Here is an 18,328-nt window from a genome sequence, read left to right on the forward strand (position 1 = left end):
TAGTACGCCGAAGCATCGGAATAGTTGCCCAGGCGCACCGGGTTCCCCCTGCACGTACCTGCGTGGATCAGCCGACCGACGTCCCCCGTGTCCCTCCGGATCACCGACCGACCGTCCCGCATCCGCACACGGACCACCCCCTTGACTCCGCTCTCTCGCGAGAGCTCGCTTTCCTACGGCCTGGAGGCCCCCGCCATGACGCACACGACGACCGGCAGCCCAGCGCGGAGGCCGGGCGCCGCGACCGTGCCGGTGCTCGCCTTCGCGGGCATCGTTGTCGCGGTCATGCAGACCCTGCTCGTTCCGGTGATCAAGGACCTGCCGACACTCCTGGGCACCGCGCCCAGCAACGCCACCTGGGTCCTGACCTCGACCCTGCTCGCGGGCGCCGTGGCCACCCCGATCATGGGCCGCCTCGGCGACCTCTACGGCAAGCGGCGCATGCTGCTCACCAGCCTGTCGGTGATGGTGGCCGGCGCCCTGGTCAGCGCGCTGAGCAGCGCCCTGCTGCCGATGATCGTCGGCCGCAGCCTCCAGGGCTTCGCGATGGGCGCGATCCCGCTGGGCATCGGCCTGATGCGCGACATGCTGCCCCGCGAGAAGCTCGGCTCCGCGATGGCCCTGATGAGCTCCTCGATCGGCGTCGGCGGCGGACTCGCGCTGCCCGCCGCGGCCCTCGTCGCCCAGCACGCCGACTGGCACGCCCTCTTCTACGGCGCCGCCGGCCTCGGCGTCCTCTCCATCGCCCTGACCCTCCTCGTCGTACCGGAGTCCCCGATGCGCGCCGAGGGCACCTTCGACGTGCTGGGCGCGGCGGGTCTGTCCGCCGGGCTCGTGCTCTTCCTGCTGCCGATCACCAAGGGCAGCGACTGGGGCTGGACCGACCCCACCACGCTCGGTCTGTTCGGCGCCTCCGTCGTCGTGCTCCTGCTGTGGGGCGCGATGGAGCTGCGGCTGAAGGCCCCTCTGGTCGACCTGCGCACCACGGCCCGCCCCGCGGTCCTCTTCACCAACCTCGCCTCGATCATGGTCGGTGTCTCCTTCTACGTCGTCTCGCTGGTCCTGCCGCAGCTGCTCCAGCTCCCGAAGTCCACCGGCTACGGCCTCGGCCAGTCGATGGTGAGCGCGGGTCTGCTCGTCATGCCGCTCGGCCTGACGATGATGGTCACGGCGCCCGTGTACGCCCGGCTGTCCGCGAAGTACGGCCCGAAGGTCACCCTGATCATCGGCATGATCATCATCGGGATCGGCTACGGCGCCGGTCTCGGCCTGATGAACGCCGCCTGGCAGTCGCTGGTCATCGCGGTCATCCTGGGCGCGGGCATCGGCCTCGCCTACTCCTCGCTGCCCGCCCTGATCATCGGCTCCGTCCCGGCCTCGGAGACGGGCGCGGCCAACGGTCTGAACACCCTGATGCGTTCCATCGGCACGTCGGTGTCGAGCGCCGTGATCGGCATGGTGCTCGCCAACACGGCGCACCACGTCGGCGGGGTCGCGATCCCCACCATGCACGGCTTCCGGGTGTCGTTCGTGATCGCCACGGGTGCCGTCGCGGCCGGTCTGGTCATGGCGTTCTTCCTGCCGGGCCGCCGCCCCGCCACCAAGCCCTCGCTGGTCGCGAGCAGCGAGGAGGACGCGGCGCTGGAGCGGGCGCACGAGGTGCTCGGCGGTTTCCGCGGCCGGGTCCTGGACGCCGACGGCGGCCCGGTCGCCCGTGCCAAGGTCACGCTGATCGACCGGCACGGCCGGCAGGCGGGTGCCACCCACTCCGCCGAGGACGGCAGCTACGCGCTCGCCGTGCCGGACGGGGGCGCGTACGTGCTGGCCGCGCGGGCCGCGGGCCACGGCCCGCTCGCCTCGTCGGCCACGCACGCGGGCGACGAGCTGCCGGTCGCCCTCGACCTGCCGCTCCCGGCCGAGAGCGCCGACGTCACGGCGTGAGACCGACACCCGGGACGGGTCACACCCTGTCCCGGCGTCTCGTACCGAGTGATCCTTCGCTCACGGTGATCATCGCCACCCCCGCCGCCCACGCGGCGGGGGTGTGGTGCACGATGCTCGGCGTAGACCGTCGTCCGCACCGTTGGAGGAACCCCATGCCCGCGGCACCCAAGCCCGAGATCCTCGCCGCCTTCGAGGCCGCGAAGGGGTTCATGCCGCTCGACGAGGGGCTCGCGCTGCACGAGGCCGCCGTCGAGGCCGGACGGCTCGGGCTGCCGCTCCTGGAGGTCGGCACGTACTGCGGCCGTTCCACCATCCTGCTCGCCGACGCGGCCCGCGAGGCCGGGGTGACCGCGCTCACGGTCGACCACCACCGGGGCAGCGAGGAGCAGCAGCCGGGCTGGGAGTACCACGACCCGTCCACGGTCGACCCGGAGATCGGCCTGATGGACACGCTCCCCACCTTCCGCCGCACCCTGCACCGGGCGGGCCTTGAGGAGCACGTGGTCGCGCTGGTCGGCCGTTCCCCGCAGATCGCCGCCTTCTGGGGCACGCCCCTCGGCCTCGTCTTCATCGACGGCGGCCACACCGACGAACACGCGAACGGCGACTACGAGGGCTGGGCGCCGCACGTCGCCGAGGGCGGCCTCCTGGTCATCCACGACGTGTTCCCCGACCCCGTGGACGAGTTCACCGGTCAGGCTCCCTACCGCGTCTACCTCCGTGCCCTGGAATCGGGCGAGTTCACCGAGACGGCGGTGTCCGGCTCACTGCGCGTCCTGCGGCGAACCGACGCAGGGACCCGGACGCACGGTTAGAGTCGCTGACGTGTCGTACGTAGGCCCAGACTTCGATCCGCCCCAGCCGCGCCGTTTCCGGCGCGGTCCGCTCACTGTCGCGCTCGCCGCGCTCGTGCCCGGCGCGCTGGCCGGCTGGCTGGTGTGGCAGGCCGTGGGAGACGACTCGGGGGGCGGCTCCGACCGGGCCGTTCCCGCGTCCTCGTCCCCCGCGCCCCGCTCCGCCGGCTCCACCGCCCACTCCTCGCGTCCGTCCGCCTCGGCGACGGACGACGCCAAGCCGGGTACGCCGTCGGCCCCGGCGTCCTCCTCCTCGTCCGCGCCCGTCGTCTCCGGCTCCGGCTCGCTCAAGGGCAAGGTCATCGTCATCGACCCGGGGCACAACCCGAACAACTTCCAGCACACGTCCGAGATCAACCGCAAGGTGAACATCGGAACGAACTGGAAGGAGTGCGACACCACCGGGACCTCGACCAACGCCGGTTACACGGAAGCCCGGTTCACCCTCGACGTCGCGAACCGGGTGCGGGCGATCCTCGAGAAGGAGGGCGCCACGGTGAAGTTGACCCAGAACGGCGACCGCTCCTTCGGCCCCTGCATCGACGAGCGGGCCCGTATCGGCAACGCGGCGCACGCGGACGCGGTCGTCTCCATCCACGCCGACGGATCGGCGCAGGGCAACCGCGGCTTCCACGTGATCCTCCCTGCGTCGGTGCACGCGGGCTCCGCGGACACCCGCCCGATCGTCGCCTCCTCCCGCGATCTCGGCGAGCACATCGCCGGTCTGTTCGTCCGCGAGACGGGCAGCGCGCCCTCCAACTACGTCGGTGACGGAACCGGACTGGTGGTCCGTAAGGATCTCGGCGGTCTCAATCTGTCAACGGTTCCCAAGGTGTTCATCGAGTGCGGCAACATGCGCGATACGAAGGACGCTGCGCTGCTCACCAGCAGCGCGTGGAGAGACAAAGCGGCACGGGGGATCTCTGAAGGAATCGTTGGATTCCTGCACGGGTAGTGATCTACGGATCCAACCCGGCGACACCCTGATCGTCCGGGCGATAGTGTCGTCCGTACGATAAAGGGCTACCCCCCGCGCTTCACACCGAGTCCCGACAACGGCACCATGTCGGCGACACGGTGCACAGCGATGCCTCACCGACGACGAGACGACAGACGAAGGACCTGAAGTGAATATCCGCTCCCTCACTCGAGGCGACGGCGTGGTGATCGGAGCAGCGGTGTTGCTCTTCATCGCGTCGTTCCTGCACCTCTACTCCGTTTCCGGGTTCAACCTGACAACGAATGCCTGGGACAACCTCGGCTACGGCCTCGGCGTGTACATGGGCGGGGTCATCGGCGCCGCGCTGATCGTCATCAACCGCTGCCTGCCGCAGCCGCGCAAGGTCCTCGGGCTCGACCTCGGCACGGTCGGCGTGGCGTTCACGGTTCTCGTCTCGTGGACCCTGTTCTGGTCGCTCGTCGACGTCGGTGACGGCGCCAGCGCCGCCGCCGGTCTCATCCTCGGCTTCATCGCGGCCCTCGTGCTGGCCGGTGCGGCCGTCGCGACGCCGCTCGTGCCCGCCCTCCAGGCCGCCCTCATGGGTGCCCCGGCCCCGCACGCCCCGCAGCCCTACGGCGGTCAGCCGCAGGGTGGTTACGGCTACCCGGGTGCCTCGCAGCCCGGTCAGCCCGGCCAGCAGCCGTTCGGCGCCCAGCCCTCGCAGCCCGCGCCGTCGTTCGGCGGGCAGCCGAGCCAGCCGTCGGTGCCGCAGACGCAGACCCCGGCCCAGGACTTCTCGCCGTTCTGGTTCGCCGTCCCGGTCGCGCGGCCGCTGTTCTCGGAGGACGGCGCCCAGTCGCCGATCGCCGAACTGGCGCCCGGCACCTGGTACCTGGCCGTCGAGCAGCGCGGCGCGACCATCGTGGCGCAGACGCAGGACGGTCGTCGTGGTGTGCTTCAGGACACCTCGGGGATCCAGCGCGGCTGACCCGTTCCCGCCCTCGCGACGGCCCCTCGCCCTTTCCGGCGGGGGGCCGTTGTCGTACAGTCGCAGCACCTAGTAACTGACGGATCGTCAGAATGCCTGCTCTGGAGGCGACATGCGGCTCGGTCTCGCGCTCGGCTACTGGGGGCGCGGCCCCTCGGCGGACCATGTTCCGCTCGCCGTGGAGGCGGAGCGGCTCGGCTACGACTCGGTGTGGACGGCGGAGTCCTGGGGTTCGGACGCGTTCACCCCGCTCACCTGGATCGCCGCGCACACGACCCGGATCCGGCTCGGCACGGCCGTGGCGCAGATGGCCGCCCGCTCCCCCACGACGACCGCGATGCACGCGCTCACCCTCGACCATCTGTCGGGCGGGCGCATGATGCTCGGCCTCGGTCTTTCGGGGCCCCAGGTCGTCGAGGGCTGGTACGGAAGGCCGTTCCCGAAGTCGCCGCTGACCGCGACCCGGGAGTACGTCGACGTCGTACGCCAGGTCCTCAGGCGCGAGGGGCCGGTCGAACTCGACGGGCGCTTCCACTCCCATCCCTACCGGGGCCCCGACGGCACGGGCCTCGGCAAGGCGCTGAAGCCGATCACGCACCCGCTGCGGGCCGGACTGCCGCTGCTGCTCGGCGCCGAGGGCCCGAAGAACATCGCGCAGACGACCCGGATCGCGGACGGCTGGCTGCCGCTGTACTGGTCGCCGACCCGCCCACAGGCGTACGAGGCCTCGCTCACGGAGCTGCCCGAGGGCTTCCTCGTCGCGCCGATGGCCCGGGCCCGGGTCTGCGACGACGTGGCGGAGGGGCTGCTGCCGGTCAAGATGATGCTCGGCTTCTACATCGGCGGGATGGGCCACGCGGCCCGTAACTTCCACGCCGACCTGATGGCCAGGATGGGTTTCGAGGAGGAGGCCCGCCTGATCCAGCGGCTGTTCCTGGAAGGGCACAGGGAGGAGGCCGTGCTGGCCGTGCCGGACGCCTTCGCGGACGAGATCTCGCTCGTCGGTCCGCGTGAACGCATCGCCGAGCGGCTGGAGCTGTGGCGCAAGGGCCCGGTGACCGACCTGCTGGTCCTGTCCCCGGACCCCCACACCCTGCGCGTCCTGGCCGAGCTGAACTCCTAGGACGGGAGTGGCCGTTGCCCCGCGGCCGGTCTAACCGCCGCTGAGCTGGGACGCCGACGGCACCTTGTCCTTGACCTCGGCACCCGCGCTCTTCCCGGCCGCCTTCACCTGGTTGATGACGTCGTCGAAGGAGTTCACGACGGAGTCCGTGGAGTCGCCCTTGCGCAGCTTGGCGGGCAGGCCCTTGAGCGCGGCGATCCCCGCGGCGAGCGGCGCGACGGCCTTGGACAGGGCGGGATCGCCCTCGGCGTTCTTCGAGGCGGCCTTGAGCCGGTTGTACGCGAAGACTCCGGCGAGCCCGGCCTTGACCAGGGCGAGCTTGCGGCCCTTGGCGCCCTTCTTGAACTTGCCGGCCTTCCAGGGCTTGACGATCCACTGGTAGGTCGCGCCCGCCGCGAGCCCGGCGTTGGCCACGAAGCGGGTCTTGGCGAACTTCTGCTTCTCGGCCGACGTGGTCGGCGTGGGAGTGGCGGCCATCTCCGCCACGGCGGCGGTGTCCTGGCCCGAGCCGCCGCCACCACAGGCCGTGGCGCCGCCGATCAGGACACAGGAGAGAGTCAGCGCCACGATCAGGCGCCGTATGGGTACAGGCACGGGATCCTCCGGATGAGGGGACGGTTCTCCCCGGTCCGCCGGCTCTCCCGCCCCGCGGGCGAACACGGCTCTCCCCGGCAGCCTCACCCGCCCCGGCCGACCGCGCCACCGGACGGGACCCGTTCGGAGCCGGACCCTGCCACCCGGCGGAACCTGTTCGGGGCCCGACCGCACCACCCGGCGGGACCCGTTCGGCGCCGGACCGCACCCGCCGCGTACACGGCCGGAACCGTTCGGGTTTCATCCTGGATCGGCGGGCAATCCGCTGGACATGTCCCCTAGATATCGCAACGGCTCGAATCAGGCGGGGACGGTCATCGCGATCATCGCGGACGTCATGGCCGTCATCCTCGGTCTCTGGATCCTGATGTATCTGCTCGACGCCAACCGTGGCAACGAACTCGTGCAGTTCATCCACAGCACCGCCAGCTGGCTCGCCGGCTGGTCGCGTGACCTGTTCACCTTCGACAAGGCGTGGGCGCGGGTCGTCGCCGGCTACGGTCTCGCCGCCGTCGTCTACCTGTTCATCGGCCACGCGGTGGCCAACCGCATGCACCGCCACTGACCGGCACCGAAGGCCGGGAGCGCACAGCGGGTCCCCGGCGTCCGGACGGTCCAGGAACCCTGGACCGTCCGGGCCTTCAGCGCGTCGTCGTGCAGCAGTCGGGGTCCAGGCCGACGGGCAGACGCTCGCCGCCGAAGACCGCGCACGTGGCCTCGTCGCCGCCCAGCGCGGCGACCGCGAGCAGCAGGGAGCCCGCCGTCCAGCTGGTGAGCTCCTCGGGCCAGACGGCCCGGTCCTCGAAGACATAACCCGTCCAGTACAGACCGGACTTCGCGTCGCGCAGGTGCTGGATGGACTGGAGGATCTCCAGCGCCCGGTCGGACTCGCCCACCGCCCACAGGGCCAGGGCGAGTTCGGCCGACTCGCCGCCGGTCACCCACGGGTTGGGCACCACGCAGCGCACCCCGAGACCGGGCACCACGAAGCGGTCCCAGCCCTCGTCTATACGGGACTTGGCCTCGGCGCCCGTCAACGCGCCCCCGAGCACCGGGTAGTACCAGTCCATGGAGTAGCGGTCCTTGTCGAGGAACCGCTCCGGGTGGAGCCGGATCGCGTGCCGCAGCGCGCCGACCGCCAGCTCCCAGTCGGGCTGCGGCTCCTCGCGCTGCTCGGCGATGGCCAGGGCGCAGCGCAGCGCGTGATGGACCGAGGAACTCCCGGTCAGCAGCGCGTCCTCGACCGCCCGCCCGTCGTCCTCGCGCTTCCAGCCGATCTGCCCGCCGGGCTGCTGGAGCCGCAGCACGAACTCCACGGCCGCGTAGACCGCGGGCCACATGCGGTCCAGGAACATGTCGTCGCCGGTGGCGAGGTAGTGGTGCCAGACACCGACGGCGATGTACGCGCAGAAGTTGGTCTCGCGCCCGCGGTCGGTGACGTTCTCGAAGTCCCCGTCCGCGTAGGCCGCGTACCAGGAGCCGTCCTCGTTCTGGTGCCGCGCCAGCCACTCGTAGGCCCGCTCGGCGGCCTCGTGCTCGCCGGCCGCGTCGAGGGCCATGGCGGCCTCGGTGTGGTCCCACGGGTCGAGGTGGTGGCCGCGGAACCACGGGATGGCTCCGTCGTGGCGCTGCACCGCGAGGATCCCGCGCACGGTGGCGGTGGCCTCCTCGGCGGTGAGGACCCCGGGCAGGACGAGGTGTTCTGTCCGCCGGGGAGTGGTCACGTGGCGTCCGCCTCGGAAGCGGCCTTCGCGGAGCCTGCGGTGTCCGCGAGCTTCGGCAGGTGCGGCTTGGTCGCGTACGCCACGAAGCTCTTGCCGATCACCGGGTTCAGCGCCTGTTCGACGACCCGGGTGGCCAGCGGCTTCTTCATGATGTCCCAGACCAGCAGCTTGTGGTACGCCCGTACGGGCAGCGCCTTGTCGTTGTCGACGCCGAACGCGCACTTGAGCCACCAGTACGGCGAGTGCAGCGCGTGCGCGTGGTGCGAGCCGTAGGGGCGCAGTCCGGCCTCGCGGATCTTCCGGAGCAGTTCGTCCGCCTTGTAGATGCGGATGTGGCCGCCCTCGACCTCGTGGTAGGCGTCGGACAGCGCCCAGCAGACCTTCTCCGGGCCGTAGCGCGGCACGGTGACGGCGATGCGTCCGCCCGGCTTGAGCACGCGGACCATCTCGGCGAGGACGCCCTTGTCGTCGGGGATGTGCTCCATGACCTCGGAGATGATCACGACGTCGAAGGACTCGTCGGGGAAGGGCAGCGCGAGCGCGTCGCCCTCCATGGCCGTCGCGGTGGCCCCGGCGGGCGCCTCCCCGGCCTCCTTCATCGCCGCGAACCACTTCGCGACCTCGCGGATCTCCTCGGCGTTCTGGTCGAGGGCCACGACCTGGGCTCCCCGCCGGTAGCACTCGAAGGCGTGCCGGCCGGCACCGCATCCGAGGTCCAGGACGCGGTCGCCGGGGGCGAGCGGGAACCGGGAGAAGTCGACGGTCAGCACGTGGCCCTGCTTTCGCGGTTGGCTGCAACTAGTTCTTCGGCGGCGGGAGTCGCCTCCGTGGCCTCGGCGCGGTCGGGTCCCGGGGTCACCGGGGTGCCGGTGTCCGGCGCGCCGCCGCGCCCGTCGGTGCCCGCGGCGGCGCGCGGGCGGGGCCGGGACGCGGGGAGGGCCATCGCCGCACGGTAGTGGGCCACCGTGCCCTCGGCCGCCTTGGCCCAGGTGAAGCGTGCGAGGACGCGCTCGCGCCCGGCGGAGCCGAGCCGGGCCCGCAGGGCGGGGTCGCCGAGGAGCCGGCCGAGGGCCGCCGCCAGCGCTCCGGGGTCGCCGGGCGGGACCGCGAGGCAGGTCTCGCCGTCGGGGCCCGCGACCTCCGGGATCGCTCCGCCGGTGGTGGCGACCAGCGGTGTCCCGGTGGCCATCGCCTCGGCGGCGGGCAGCGAGAAGCCCTCGTACAGGGAGGGAACGCAGGCGACCTCGGCCGAACGGACGAGGTCGACGAGTTCGGCGTCGGAGATGCCCTTGACGAACTCGACGGAGCCTTCGAGGCCGTAGCGCTCGATGGCCTGGGCGACGGGCCCGTCCTCGGCGCGCCTGCCGACGACGACGAGGTGCGCGCCCGGGTGTTCGGTACGGACCTTCGCGAGCGCCTCGACGAGGAACACCAGGCCCTTGAGCGGCACGTCGGCGCTGGAGGTGGTGACGATGCGGCCCGGCACCTGGGGCACGGACGGATCCGGCGAGAAGAGGTCGGTGTCGGCGCCGATGTGGACGACGTGGATGCGGTCCTGCTCGACCCGCAGATGGTCGACGATCTCCTGGCGGGAGGTGCCGGAGACGGTGAGGACGGACGGCAGCCGGCGGGCGACGCGCTTCTGCATGCGGGTGAAGGCGTACCAGCGGCGGACCGAGGCGCGGCGCTGCCAGCCCTCGGCGGCGTCCAGCTCCAGCTGCCGGTCGACGGTGATGGGGTGGTGGATGGTCGTCACCAGCGGGGCGCCGACGTCCCCGAGCAGGCCGTAGCCGAGGGTCTGGTTGTCGTGGACGACGTCGAACTCGCCGCGCCTGGACCGCAGATGACGGCGGGCGCGCAGCGAGAAGGTCAGCGGCTCGGGAAAGCCGCCGGTCCACATCGTGCCGACTTCCAGGGCGTCGATCCAGTCCCGGTACTCGCCGCGGGCGGGGGTGCGGAAGGGGTCGGGCTGGCGGTACAGGTCCAGGCTGGGGAGCTCGGTGAGGCTCAGGCCGTCGAGGCCCTCGTCGAGCACGGGGTAGGGCTGGGATCCGATGACCTCGACGCGGTGGCCGAGGCGGGCGAGTTCGCGCGAGAGGTGCCGTACGTAGACACCCTGGCCGCCGCAGAACGGGTTTCCCTTGTAGGTGAGGAGTGCGATGCGCAGGGGTCGTTCCCCGTCGGCTGCCGCACCCTTCCCGGGGGCCGCCTCCATGGCCTCAGCGGTCACTTCCGGTCCCCTTCTCCCTGCGATTTCCCGCGAGATTACGCCGGGACGCTAATCTAGAACAAGTTTCAGACTTGATCGTTCACGGAGCACTGAATCTACCGGCAGGTAGCGCCGCTGTGAGCGGTGGAGCAGGTGATTCACGCCACGACCGGGCGGCGGAATCGGCTGATCCACTCGGTGGTGCCGCGCCCTGCCGGGCCGGCTCGTCGCTCCCTCTCGCCGATGTCACGGAACGGACCCATGCCAGCGGAAGCCAAGGCGGACTCGAAGAACGCGCGACCGGCGCCGGGGGCCAGCACGCCCGCCAGGTCCGGCGCCGCGCCCACCCGGCCGCACCCCATGTCGCATCCCGCCTCTCCGCCGCTCACCGAGCGGCAGGAGGCGCGCCGCCGCCGGATCCTGCACGCGAGCGCGCAGCTGGCCAGCCGGGGCGGCTTCGACGCCGTGCAGATGCGCGAGGTCGCGGAGTCCTCGCAGGTCGCGCTCGGGACCCTGTACCGCTACTTCCCCTCGAAGGTGCATCTGCTGGTCGCCACGATGCAGGACCAGCTGGAGCACATGCACGGGACGCTGCGCAAGAAGCCGCCGGCCGGGGAAACGGCCGCGGAGCGGGTGGCGGAGACCCTGATGCGGGCGTTCCGGGCCCTCCAGCGCGAGCCGCACCTGGCGGACGCGATGGTCCGCGCGCTCACGTTCGCGGACCGCAGTGTCAGCCCCGAGGTCGACCAGGTGTCGCGGCAGACCACGGTGATCATCCTGGACGCGATGGGCCTGGACGACCCGACGCCGGCCCAGCTCTCCGCCGTCCGGGTGATCGAGCACACCTGGCACTCGGCCCTGATCACCTGGCTCTCGGGCCGCGCCTCCATCGCCCAGGTCAAGATAGACATCGAGACGGTCTGCCGCCTGATCGACCTGACGGACCCGTCCGAGGGGTAGGTCCGGGGCGTACGGAACGCCCGGGCCGGCCCCGCGAGCCGGTGTGCCCGCGGTGGCCGCGCGTGCCCCGGTCAGCCGACGCTCGCCAGACCGCTCCAGCTCCGGCCGATCGCCCTCTCTCCCGCCCAGCGCTCCAGCAGCAGCCGCGCCTGGGACTCCGGGGCGGCGAGCGACACCGCCTGGGCTCCGGCCAGGACCTCGCGCTCCTGCTGATGGGTGCCCTCGCTGCAACAGGCGCAGAGCACGCGTACGGCACTGGCCGGCTCGGCGCCGAAGCCGTGCTCGGTGAACAGGGCGAGCAGCGCCTCCAGGTCCCCGGCCTCGCCCGCGGCGACGCTCACCTCCAGGGTCGGCAGCGGCGAGGCCTCGAAGAGCGTGAGCTCGTCGAACACCGGGAACGCCGTGCCGTCGTAGACCCGCTCCCCCTTGGGTTCGCCGTCGTGGACCACGATCTCGCCGTACCGGCGTCCGCCCGTGACGGGCACGTTGACCACGCGGCCCCGGGTCGGGCACAACCGCTCGATCCACACGACCTCCCGCTGCCCCTCGGTGTCCAGCCGCACACAGGCGGCGCCGAAGCGGCCGTCGATCTCGCCCTCCCCGCCGGGGAGTTCGATGCCGAAGCCGCTCCAGGCGTCGCGGGCCGTCGCCCAGTCCCGCAGGATCGTGGCGGCGATCCCGAGGTTCCAGTACGCGGGATCGCCCTCGCCGCGCGGGGAACGGGCCGCCGCCTCGCGCCCGAGGTCGAGAGCCTTCTCCCAGTTCCGCAGGAACTTGTGGGCGAGCGCGGCGTCGTACCACCACACCGCGCTCGGCTCCTCGTCGGGGAAATGCGCGAGCACCTGTTCGTGGAGGTCGGCGGACCGCTGCCACTCCCCGGCGTCGAACGCCTCTCTCGCTTCCCCGATGAGTTTCCTGGCCTCGGACTTGCGCACGCATCCCGCCCCGGTCGATCCGTCGAAACGGCTGGAGGATATCCAGGGCCCGGGCCGTCCCCGCGCCCGGCCCCACGGCCTACTCCTCCGGCGGGAACACCGGCTCGCCGCCGGTCAGCAGGGAGATCATGACGGCCTCGACCGGGCAGCCCTCGGCCGCTTCCAGGATCCTCTCGTTTGCGTCGGCCTCCGGGTCGACGGGGTGGGACTGCATGCCGGAGTCGAGGCGGAAGGCGCCCGGCGCGAGGTGGACGCACTGGGCCGAGCCGATGCAGACGGACCGGTCGACCTCGATCCGCCAGCGGTCGCCCATCCTCAGGCCTCCCAGCCGGCCGGCAGGTGGATCATCTTGTGCTCCAGGAACTCGCCGAACCCCTCGGGTCCGAACTCCCGGCCCAGGCCCGAGTTCTTGTAGCCGCCGAAGGGGCCCAGCATGTCGAGGCTGAAGGTGTTCACGGAGTAGGTGCCGGTACGGACCCGGCGGGCGACGTCGATGCCGTGGGCGACGTCCGCGGTCCAGACGCTGCCGCTCAGCCCGTAGTCGGAGTCGTTGGCGATCTTCACGGCCTCGGCCTCGTCGCCGTAGGGGAGCAAACAGATCACCGGGCCGAAGATCTCCTCCCGGGCGATGCGCATCGCGTTGTCGACGTCCCCGAACAGCGTCGGTTCGACGTACCAGCCGCGGTCGAGACCCCGCGGACGCCCGCCGCCGGCCAGGATCTTGGCGCCCTCCTCCTGGCCGATGCGGATGTAGTCGAGGTTGCGCCGCCGCTGCCGTTCGGCGACCAGGGGGCCGACCTGGGTGGCCGGGTCGAGCGGGTCGCCGACGACCAGGGCGTTCGCCGCCGCGGCGAAGGCCTCGGCGAACTCGTCGTAGCGCGAGCGGGGCACCAGGATGCGGGTCTGGGCCACACAGGCCTGGCCGTTGTTCATCCAGGCCGCCGAGACGATCCCGGGGACCGCGGTGGCGAGGTCCGCGTCGGGCAGCACGACGGCGGCCGACTTGCCGCCCAGCTCCAGCGTCACGCGGGTGAGGTTGCGGGAGGCCACCTCCATGACCCGCTTGCCGGCCGCGACCGAGCCGGTGAAGGAGACCTTGTCGACGCCGGGGTGCCCGACCAGGTACTCGCTGACCTCGCGGTCGGCCGGGAGGATCGACAGGACGCCCTCGGGCAGCCCGGCCTCCCGCGCGATCTCGCCGAGCAGATAGGCGTCCAGGGGCGACTCGGGCGACGGCTTCAGGACGACGGTGCAGCCGGTCAGCAGCGCGGGCGCGAGCTTGGCCGCCGCCACGAACTGCGGGACGTTCCACGGCACCACGGCCGCCACCACGCCCACCGGCTCACGGCGGACGAGCAGCTTGCCGAGGACCCCGTCGCGGGTCTCCTCGTAGGTGTAGCCGCGCGCGACCGTGATCGCCGCGTCCCACACCATCATCGCGCCGAGGGCCTGCGCGAGGACGCTCCAGGAGTACGGGGAGCCGTTCTCCGAGGAGATGACCCGGGCGATCTCCTCGTGGCGTACGGCGATGGCGTCCTTGATCCGGGTCACGACCGCGATCCGCTCGTCCAGGCTCGCCCGCGGCCAGGGCCCCTCGTCGAACGCCCGGCGCGCCGCCGCGACCGCCCGGTCGACGTCCGCCGCCGAGGCGTGCGGCACCCGGCCGATGACCTCCTCGGTGTGCGGCGAGATCACCTCGATGACGTCCTTGCCGAGCGGGTCGGTCAACTCCCCGCCGATGAACAGCTGTCCGTGCTCCACGAGCTCCGTCATGGCCGACTGCCTCCCGAGGACGCCCTCCGGCGCCTTGTCTGACGATCCATCAGATACGAGAAGGGATACCAGTTCCCGCCACACGAGTCCACGGCACGGACAGCACCGAACGCCTGCGGGGAACAGTCGACTTGGGCTCCCATTGGAACCCGTTCTAGTTATAGTGGCGGGAATCGGCGATGGGTGGAAGCGCATGACGCAGATGACCGATCACGGCGGGGGCGTACGGTCGATCAGGGTCCCCATCCCGGACAACCCGCTCGGCCACACGCTGGTGTACCTCCTCGACACCGACGCGGGCCCCGTCCTCGTCGACACGGGCTGGGACGACCCCGCCTCCTGGGACACCCTCACGGGGGGAATCACCGGCTGCGGAACCTCCGTCGAGGAGATCCACGGCGTCGTCATCACCCACCACCACCCCGACCACCACGGCCTGTCCGGCCGGGTCCGCGAGGCGTCCGGCGCCTGGATCGCGATGCACGCGGCCGACACGGCGATCGTCCGGCGGACCCGGGAGAACCGGCCCGAGCGCTGGTTCGCCTACATGGCCAACAAGCTGGAGGCCTCCGGAGCCCCCGACGCCCATGTCGCCCCGCTCCGCGAGGCCCGGGGTCCGCTCAGCCGCCCCGGCACCCTGCCCGGCTTCTCCCCCGCGCTGCCCGACCGCGAGATCGTCCCCGGCGAGTTCCTGCCCCTGCCCGGCCGCCGGCTGCGCGCGATCTGGACCCCCGGCCACACGCCCGGACACGTGTGCCTGCACCTGGAGGAGACCCACCCCGCCCGTCTGCCCGGCAACGGACGGCTGTTCTCGGGCGACCACCTGCTGCCCAGGATCACCCCGCACATCGGGCTCTACGAGGACCCGGACACCCACGGACGCCCGCCCTGGGCCAACGGCGTCGAGGGCCTCGGGGAGATCGCCGACCCCCTCGGCGACTACCTCGACTCGCTGGAGCGCGTCGGCCGTCTCGCCCCCGCCGAGGTGCTCCCCGCCCACCAGCACGTGTTCACCGACGCCCCTTCCCGGGTCGCGGAGTTGCTCGCGCACCACGAGGAGCGGCTCACCGGCCTGCTCGCGCTGCTCGCCGTCCCGCTCACCCCCTGGCAGCTCGCCGAGCGCATGGAGTGGAACCGCCCGTGGGCCGAGATCCCCTACGGATCACGGAACATCGCGGTCTCCGAGGCCGAGGCCCACATCCGCCGGCTGGTGAAGCTGGGCCGGGCCGAGCCGGTCACGGGCAGCGATCCGGTGACGTACACGGCGGTATGACACGGCCGCCCGTACCCGTCGTCGGCTCAGCCCGCCAACAACTCCCGTATCAACTCGTCCGCCTCACCGAGGAGTTCGACCTCGCCCGGACTCATCATCGGGTCGGCGGCCCGCCGCCGGCCCGCCTCCGCGAGCCCCGCCCCGGTCAGCTGGTCCTCGTTCCCGTCGAGGAGCGCCTCCAGCGTCTCCTCCGCCACGCCCCCGATCGCCTCGCCGCCGACGGCGACCTGCGCGAGGATCACGGCGGACATGGCCCAGTCGAGACCGGGCGCCCCCTCCTCGCTGTTGGACCAGTCGATGACCTTCGGCCCGTCCGGGGTGAGCATCACGTTGTCGGGGTGCAGATCCAGATGCAGCACCCGGACGGCCGGGTCGGCGGAGAGCCGGGCGGGCACGGCGTGCAGCTTGCGCAGCAGCCGGGCCAGGGTGAGACCCGCCTCCTGGGCGGAGAGCAGCCCCTGGCCGAAGGCCTCCAGCATGGTGGGCCCGGACAGCCGCTCCATCACCAGGTCCGCCCGGGTCGCGGCCCGCACACCCGGCACCGGATAGCCGTGCGCATGCAGGTGCTGCATCACCGCCGCCTCGGCCGCCGCGTCACCCCGGCCCCCGCGCATCCGCCGCAGCACCCACGCCCCGTCCATCTCGTAGACATCCGCCGAACGCCCCGAGCCGAGCAGTCTCCCCGTACGCATGAGGCGAACCTAGCGGATGTCGCCCAGGTCACTCCGGTCCCGTGCCCCAGGCAACATCCGCCGGAATCCGGGCGGCCGGTAGAGTGTGCGCGTCGTCATCACACCCTTACGAGGAGAAGCCGGTGCAATTCCGGCGCTGACCCGCAACCGTGAACCACTCCGGTGGTGAGCCGGATCGCCTCGCACGGGACGTGACCGGCTCGTGCCCTCGGCAGCCCGCCGACGGCCGGCATCGTCGAGGGATACGGAGCCGGAGCCACCCGGATGCCTCAGCGTGCCCGGTGCCGCCCGGCTCCCCGCAGGGGAGAGTCATGTTTGTTCGCCGCACCGCAGCGGTACTGGCCGCCACCGCCGTCATCGGGGCGGTCGTCGCACCGGCCGCCTTCGCGGCGGGCTCGTCCCCCTCGCCGTCCCCCTCGGCCGCGCTCCCCTCGGGCCTGTTCGGCACCGCCGACCCGACCTACGACGGTGTCTGGCGGCAGTCGCTCGCGCTGCTCGCCGAGCACACCGTCGGTGTGAAGCCCGCGGTCAAGGCCGTGGACTGGCTGACCGGCCAGCAGTGCGCCGACGGCGCCTTCGCCGCGTACCGCGCCGACGCGACCGCCGCGTGCGACGCGAAGACCCAGGTCGACACCAACAGCACCGCGGCCGCCGTCCAGGCCCTCGCCGCGCTCGGCGGCCACGACGACGCCACCGGCAAGGCCGTCACCTGGCTGAAGTCCGTGCAGAACAAGGACGGCGGCTGGGGCTACATGGCCGGCGGCCCCAGCGACACCAACTCGACGTCCGTCGTCGTCGGCGCGCTGAAGGCCGTGGGCGAGAAGCCCAAGGACGTCTCCAAGGACGGCAAGTCCCCCCTCGACGCCCTGGTGAAGCTGTCGGCGCCCTGCGGCAAGGACGGCGAAGGCGCCTTCGCCTACCAGCCCGACAAGAAGGGCAAGCTGGTCGCGAACGCGGACGCGACCGCGGCGGGCGTGACCGCCGGCATGGGCCAGGGCTTCGTCGCGGAGACCGGCAACGCCTTCGACCTCAAGGGCTGCGTCACCTCCGACACCCCCGACCTGGCGGACGCCTCGGCCAACGGCGCCGGTTACCTCGCCAAGGCGATGGCGAAGACCTCGTACCTGAAGTCCGCGCTCCCGGGCGCCAAGGACCAGCCCGACTACGGCAACACGGCGGACGCCGTCGTGGCGCTCGCGGCCGTCGGCGCGACGAAGGACGCGCAGAAGCCGCTCGCCTGGCTGGAGAAGAACTCCGCGGACTGGGCCGCCAAGTCCGGCCCCGCCGCGTACGCGCAGCTCATCTTCGCCGCGCACGCCACCGGCACCGACCCGCGCGCCTTCGGCGGCGAGGACCTGGTGGCCCGGCTCACCGCCACCGGCCCGGCGCCGGTCGCGGCCGGCGCCTCGGCGAGCCCGAGCGAGAAGAAGAAGGACGAGAAGAAGGACGGCGGCAACGGGCTCGCCGTCTGGTGGATCATCGGCGTCGGCCTGGTCGCGGGCATCGGCATCGGCTTCCTCCTCAGCGGCCGCAACAAGAAGCAGCAGCTGTGACCGGCCGTCGGACGACCGCGCTCGCCCTGACCCTCGTGCCCGCCCTCCTGCTCCTCGTCCTCGGCGGCGCGGGGCAGGCCGGAGCCGTCGGCTACCGCTACTGGTCCTTCTGGGACCTGACCGGCGGGAAGTGGACGTACGCCACCCAGGGCCCGTCGACCGCGCGGCCGTCCGACGGCGATGTCCAGGGCTTCCGCTTCGCGGTGAGCGAGGACTCCCAGCACGCCGTACAGCCGCGCGGGGAGCGGGAGTTCGACGCGATCTGCGCCAGGACGCCCGCTCGGCACGGCAAGAAGCGGGTGGCCCTGGTCATCGACCCGGGAACGCCCGCCGACGCCCCGTCCGGCGAGACACCGCCGTCCGCGCGCACCGCCTGCGCCCAGGTCGCCCCCGACGCCAGCACCGCCGAGGCCCTGGCGGCGGTCGCGGCTCCGCTGCGCTACGACACCAACGCCCTGCTGTGCGCCATCACGGGCTATCCGCGGACGGGCTGCGGCGACCCGGTCGCGGCCGGCGGTCCGACCGCGTCCGCACGTCCGCACGCCTCCGCGCCCGCCGGTCACGGCCCCTCGGTGGGCCTGCTGGCGGGAGCGGCGGCGGTGGCCGTGCTGGGCGCGGCGGCCGTGTGGCAGTCCCGCCGGCGCAAGGGCTGAGGCACCGGCCATGAACGAGGGCGACCACGACCGCCCCACCTCCGCCCCGGGCACCCGTCCGACGGCACGGTGGGGTTCCCCGCTGCCCGGACAGCAGCGGGAATCCCGGACCC

Annotated in this window: 18 protein-coding genes and 1 riboswitch; of the genes, 10 read left to right on the plus strand and 8 right to left on the minus strand. The window is 72.4% G+C overall.

The window, feature by feature from the left end:
* The first annotated feature begins 195 nt into the window (after window positions 1–195).
* From ACFWI4_RS31235 to ACFWI4_RS31255, 5 genes are all read left to right on the plus strand, one after another.
* On the plus strand, window positions 196–1,941 hold the full coding sequence (locus tag ACFWI4_RS31235; RefSeq protein WP_387203066.1) for an MFS transporter: 1,746 nt from the start codon (window positions 196–198) through the stop codon (window positions 1,939–1,941).
* A gap of 155 nt (window positions 1,942–2,096) precedes the next feature.
* A complete protein-coding gene (locus ACFWI4_RS31240; RefSeq protein WP_387203069.1) occupies window positions 2,097–2,759 on the plus strand; it encodes a class I SAM-dependent methyltransferase in 663 nt (220 codons plus the stop codon).
* Window positions 2,760–2,769: 10 nt separating this feature from the next.
* On the plus strand, window positions 2,770–3,753 hold the full coding sequence (locus ACFWI4_RS31245) for an N-acetylmuramoyl-L-alanine amidase (protein ID WP_387203072.1): 984 nt from the start codon (window positions 2,770–2,772) through the stop codon (window positions 3,751–3,753).
* A gap of 205 nt (window positions 3,754–3,958) precedes the next feature.
* A complete protein-coding gene (locus tag ACFWI4_RS31250) occupies window positions 3,959–4,726 on the plus strand; it encodes a hypothetical protein (protein ID WP_387203075.1) in 768 nt (255 codons plus the stop codon).
* Between the two features lie 112 nt (window positions 4,727–4,838).
* On the plus strand, window positions 4,839–5,849 hold the full coding sequence (locus ACFWI4_RS31255) for an LLM class F420-dependent oxidoreductase (RefSeq protein ID WP_387203078.1): 1,011 nt from the start codon (window positions 4,839–4,841) through the stop codon (window positions 5,847–5,849).
* A gap of 30 nt (window positions 5,850–5,879) precedes the next feature.
* Here the strand turns inward: ACFWI4_RS31255 and ACFWI4_RS31260 are convergent, their stop codons facing one another.
* Window positions 5,880–6,443 carry a hypothetical protein gene (locus ACFWI4_RS31260; RefSeq protein ID WP_387203081.1) on the minus strand — a complete coding sequence of 188 codons (564 nt, stop codon included), beginning with the start codon at window positions 6,441–6,443 and terminating at the stop codon, window positions 5,880–5,882.
* A gap of 271 nt (window positions 6,444–6,714) precedes the next feature.
* Here ACFWI4_RS31260 and ACFWI4_RS31265 point away from each other — a divergent pair, with 271 nt between their 5' ends.
* The gene (locus ACFWI4_RS31265) at window positions 6,715–7,008 is read left to right on the plus strand and encodes a hypothetical protein (protein WP_339129087.1); all 294 of its coding nucleotides are present in this window, start codon (window positions 6,715–6,717) and stop codon (window positions 7,006–7,008) included.
* Window positions 7,009–7,084: 76 nt separating this feature from the next.
* On the opposite strand, the gene ACFWI4_RS31270 is transcribed toward ACFWI4_RS31265, so the two are convergent.
* From ACFWI4_RS31270 to ACFWI4_RS31280, 3 genes are read right to left on the minus strand one after another with little or no spacing between them, the layout of a single operon-like run.
* Window positions 7,085–8,167 carry a prenyltransferase/squalene oxidase repeat-containing protein gene (locus tag ACFWI4_RS31270; RefSeq protein ID WP_387203084.1) on the minus strand — a complete coding sequence of 361 codons (1,083 nt, stop codon included), beginning with the start codon at window positions 8,165–8,167 and terminating at the stop codon, window positions 7,085–7,087.
* Window positions 8,164–8,937, minus strand: coding sequence for a class I SAM-dependent methyltransferase (locus ACFWI4_RS31275; protein ID WP_385406013.1), 774 nt, complete (start codon window positions 8,935–8,937; stop codon window positions 8,164–8,166). Before ACFWI4_RS31275 ends, ACFWI4_RS31270 begins: the two co-directional genes overlap by 4 nt.
* A complete protein-coding gene (locus ACFWI4_RS31280) occupies window positions 8,931–10,397 on the minus strand; it encodes a glycosyltransferase family 4 protein (protein ID WP_387203088.1) in 1,467 nt (488 codons plus the stop codon). The genes ACFWI4_RS31275 and ACFWI4_RS31280 overlap by 7 nt, the downstream gene beginning before the upstream one ends.
* 240 nt (window positions 10,398–10,637) lie before the next feature.
* Here ACFWI4_RS31280 and ACFWI4_RS31285 point away from each other — a divergent pair, with 240 nt between their 5' ends.
* Window positions 10,638–11,336 (plus strand): TetR family transcriptional regulator, encoded by a 699-nt coding sequence (locus tag ACFWI4_RS31285; RefSeq protein ID WP_387203091.1) that lies wholly within the window; start codon window positions 10,638–10,640, stop codon window positions 11,334–11,336.
* A gap of 71 nt (window positions 11,337–11,407) precedes the next feature.
* Here the strand turns inward: ACFWI4_RS31285 and ACFWI4_RS31290 are convergent, their stop codons facing one another.
* The 3 genes from ACFWI4_RS31290 to ACFWI4_RS31300 all read right to left on the minus strand — a co-directional run bounded on the left by ACFWI4_RS31290 (window position 11,408) and on the right by ACFWI4_RS31300 (window position 14,044).
* Window positions 11,408–12,271 (minus strand): tol-pal system YbgF family protein, encoded by an 864-nt coding sequence (locus ACFWI4_RS31290; RefSeq protein ID WP_387203094.1) that lies wholly within the window; start codon window positions 12,269–12,271, stop codon window positions 11,408–11,410.
* A gap of 79 nt (window positions 12,272–12,350) precedes the next feature.
* Window positions 12,351–12,584 (minus strand): ferredoxin, encoded by a 234-nt coding sequence (locus ACFWI4_RS31295; RefSeq protein ID WP_387203097.1) that lies wholly within the window; start codon window positions 12,582–12,584, stop codon window positions 12,351–12,353.
* A 2-nt stretch (window positions 12,585–12,586) separates the two neighbouring features.
* Window positions 12,587–14,044, minus strand: a complete 1,458-nt coding sequence (locus ACFWI4_RS31300) for an aldehyde dehydrogenase (protein WP_387203100.1) — start codon at window positions 14,042–14,044, stop codon at window positions 12,587–12,589.
* Window positions 14,045–14,237: 193 nt separating this feature from the next.
* On the opposite strand from ACFWI4_RS31300, the gene ACFWI4_RS31305 reads away from it, so the two are divergent.
* Window positions 14,238–15,317 carry an MBL fold metallo-hydrolase gene (locus tag ACFWI4_RS31305; protein WP_387203103.1) on the plus strand — a complete coding sequence of 360 codons (1,080 nt, stop codon included), beginning with the start codon at window positions 14,238–14,240 and terminating at the stop codon, window positions 15,315–15,317.
* Window positions 15,318–15,343: 26 nt separating this feature from the next.
* Here ACFWI4_RS31305 and ACFWI4_RS31310 read toward each other — a convergent pair whose 3' ends face one another.
* Window positions 15,344–16,009: a phosphotransferase gene (locus ACFWI4_RS31310; RefSeq protein ID WP_387203106.1), complete on the minus strand. Its 666-nt coding sequence runs from the start codon at window positions 16,007–16,009 to the stop codon at window positions 15,344–15,346.
* A gap of 113 nt (window positions 16,010–16,122) precedes the next feature.
* Window positions 16,123–16,186, plus strand: a riboswitch (cobalamin riboswitch).
* Between the two features lie 134 nt (window positions 16,187–16,320).
* On the opposite strand from ACFWI4_RS31310, the gene ACFWI4_RS31315 reads away from it, so the two are divergent.
* A complete protein-coding gene (locus ACFWI4_RS31315) occupies window positions 16,321–17,562 on the plus strand; it encodes a prenyltransferase/squalene oxidase repeat-containing protein (RefSeq protein WP_387203109.1) in 1,242 nt (413 codons plus the stop codon).
* A complete protein-coding gene (locus ACFWI4_RS31320; RefSeq protein ID WP_387203112.1) occupies window positions 17,559–18,215 on the plus strand; it encodes an SCO2322 family protein in 657 nt (218 codons plus the stop codon). The genes ACFWI4_RS31315 and ACFWI4_RS31320 overlap by 4 nt, the downstream gene beginning before the upstream one ends.
* Window positions 18,216–18,328 lie beyond the last annotated feature (113 nt).

The organism is Streptomyces sp. NPDC127038 (genome assembly GCF_042725875.1).
Lineage (GTDB): Bacteria > Actinomycetota > Actinomycetes > Streptomycetales > Streptomycetaceae > Streptomyces.

Coding starts and splice junctions, on each gene's coding strand:
- ACFWI4_RS31235 (WP_387203066.1), top strand. CDS start 196: ATGACGCACACGACGACCGGCAGCCCAGCGCGGAGGCCGGGCGCCGCG.
- ACFWI4_RS31240 (WP_387203069.1), top strand. CDS start 2,097: ATGCCCGCGGCACCCAAGCCCGAGATCCTCGCCGCCTTCGAGGCCGCG.
- ACFWI4_RS31255 (WP_387203078.1), top strand. CDS start 4,839: ATGCGGCTCGGTCTCGCGCTCGGCTACTGGGGGCGCGGCCCCTCGGCG.
- ACFWI4_RS31265 (WP_339129087.1), top strand. CDS start 6,715: ATGTCCCCTAGATATCGCAACGGCTCGAATCAGGCGGGGACGGTCATC.
- ACFWI4_RS31285 (WP_387203091.1), top strand. CDS start 10,638: ATGCCAGCGGAAGCCAAGGCGGACTCGAAGAACGCGCGACCGGCGCCG.
- ACFWI4_RS31295 (WP_387203097.1), bottom strand. CDS start 12,584: ATGGGCGACCGCTGGCGGATCGAGGTCGACCGGTCCGTCTGCATCGGC.
- ACFWI4_RS31300 (WP_387203100.1), bottom strand. CDS start 14,044: ATGACGGAGCTCGTGGAGCACGGACAGCTGTTCATCGGCGGGGAGTTG.
- ACFWI4_RS31305 (WP_387203103.1), top strand. CDS start 14,238: ATGACGCAGATGACCGATCACGGCGGGGGCGTACGGTCGATCAGGGTC.
- ACFWI4_RS31310 (WP_387203106.1), bottom strand. CDS start 16,009: ATGCGTACGGGGAGACTGCTCGGCTCGGGGCGTTCGGCGGATGTCTAC.
- ACFWI4_RS31315 (WP_387203109.1), top strand. CDS start 16,321: ATGTTTGTTCGCCGCACCGCAGCGGTACTGGCCGCCACCGCCGTCATC.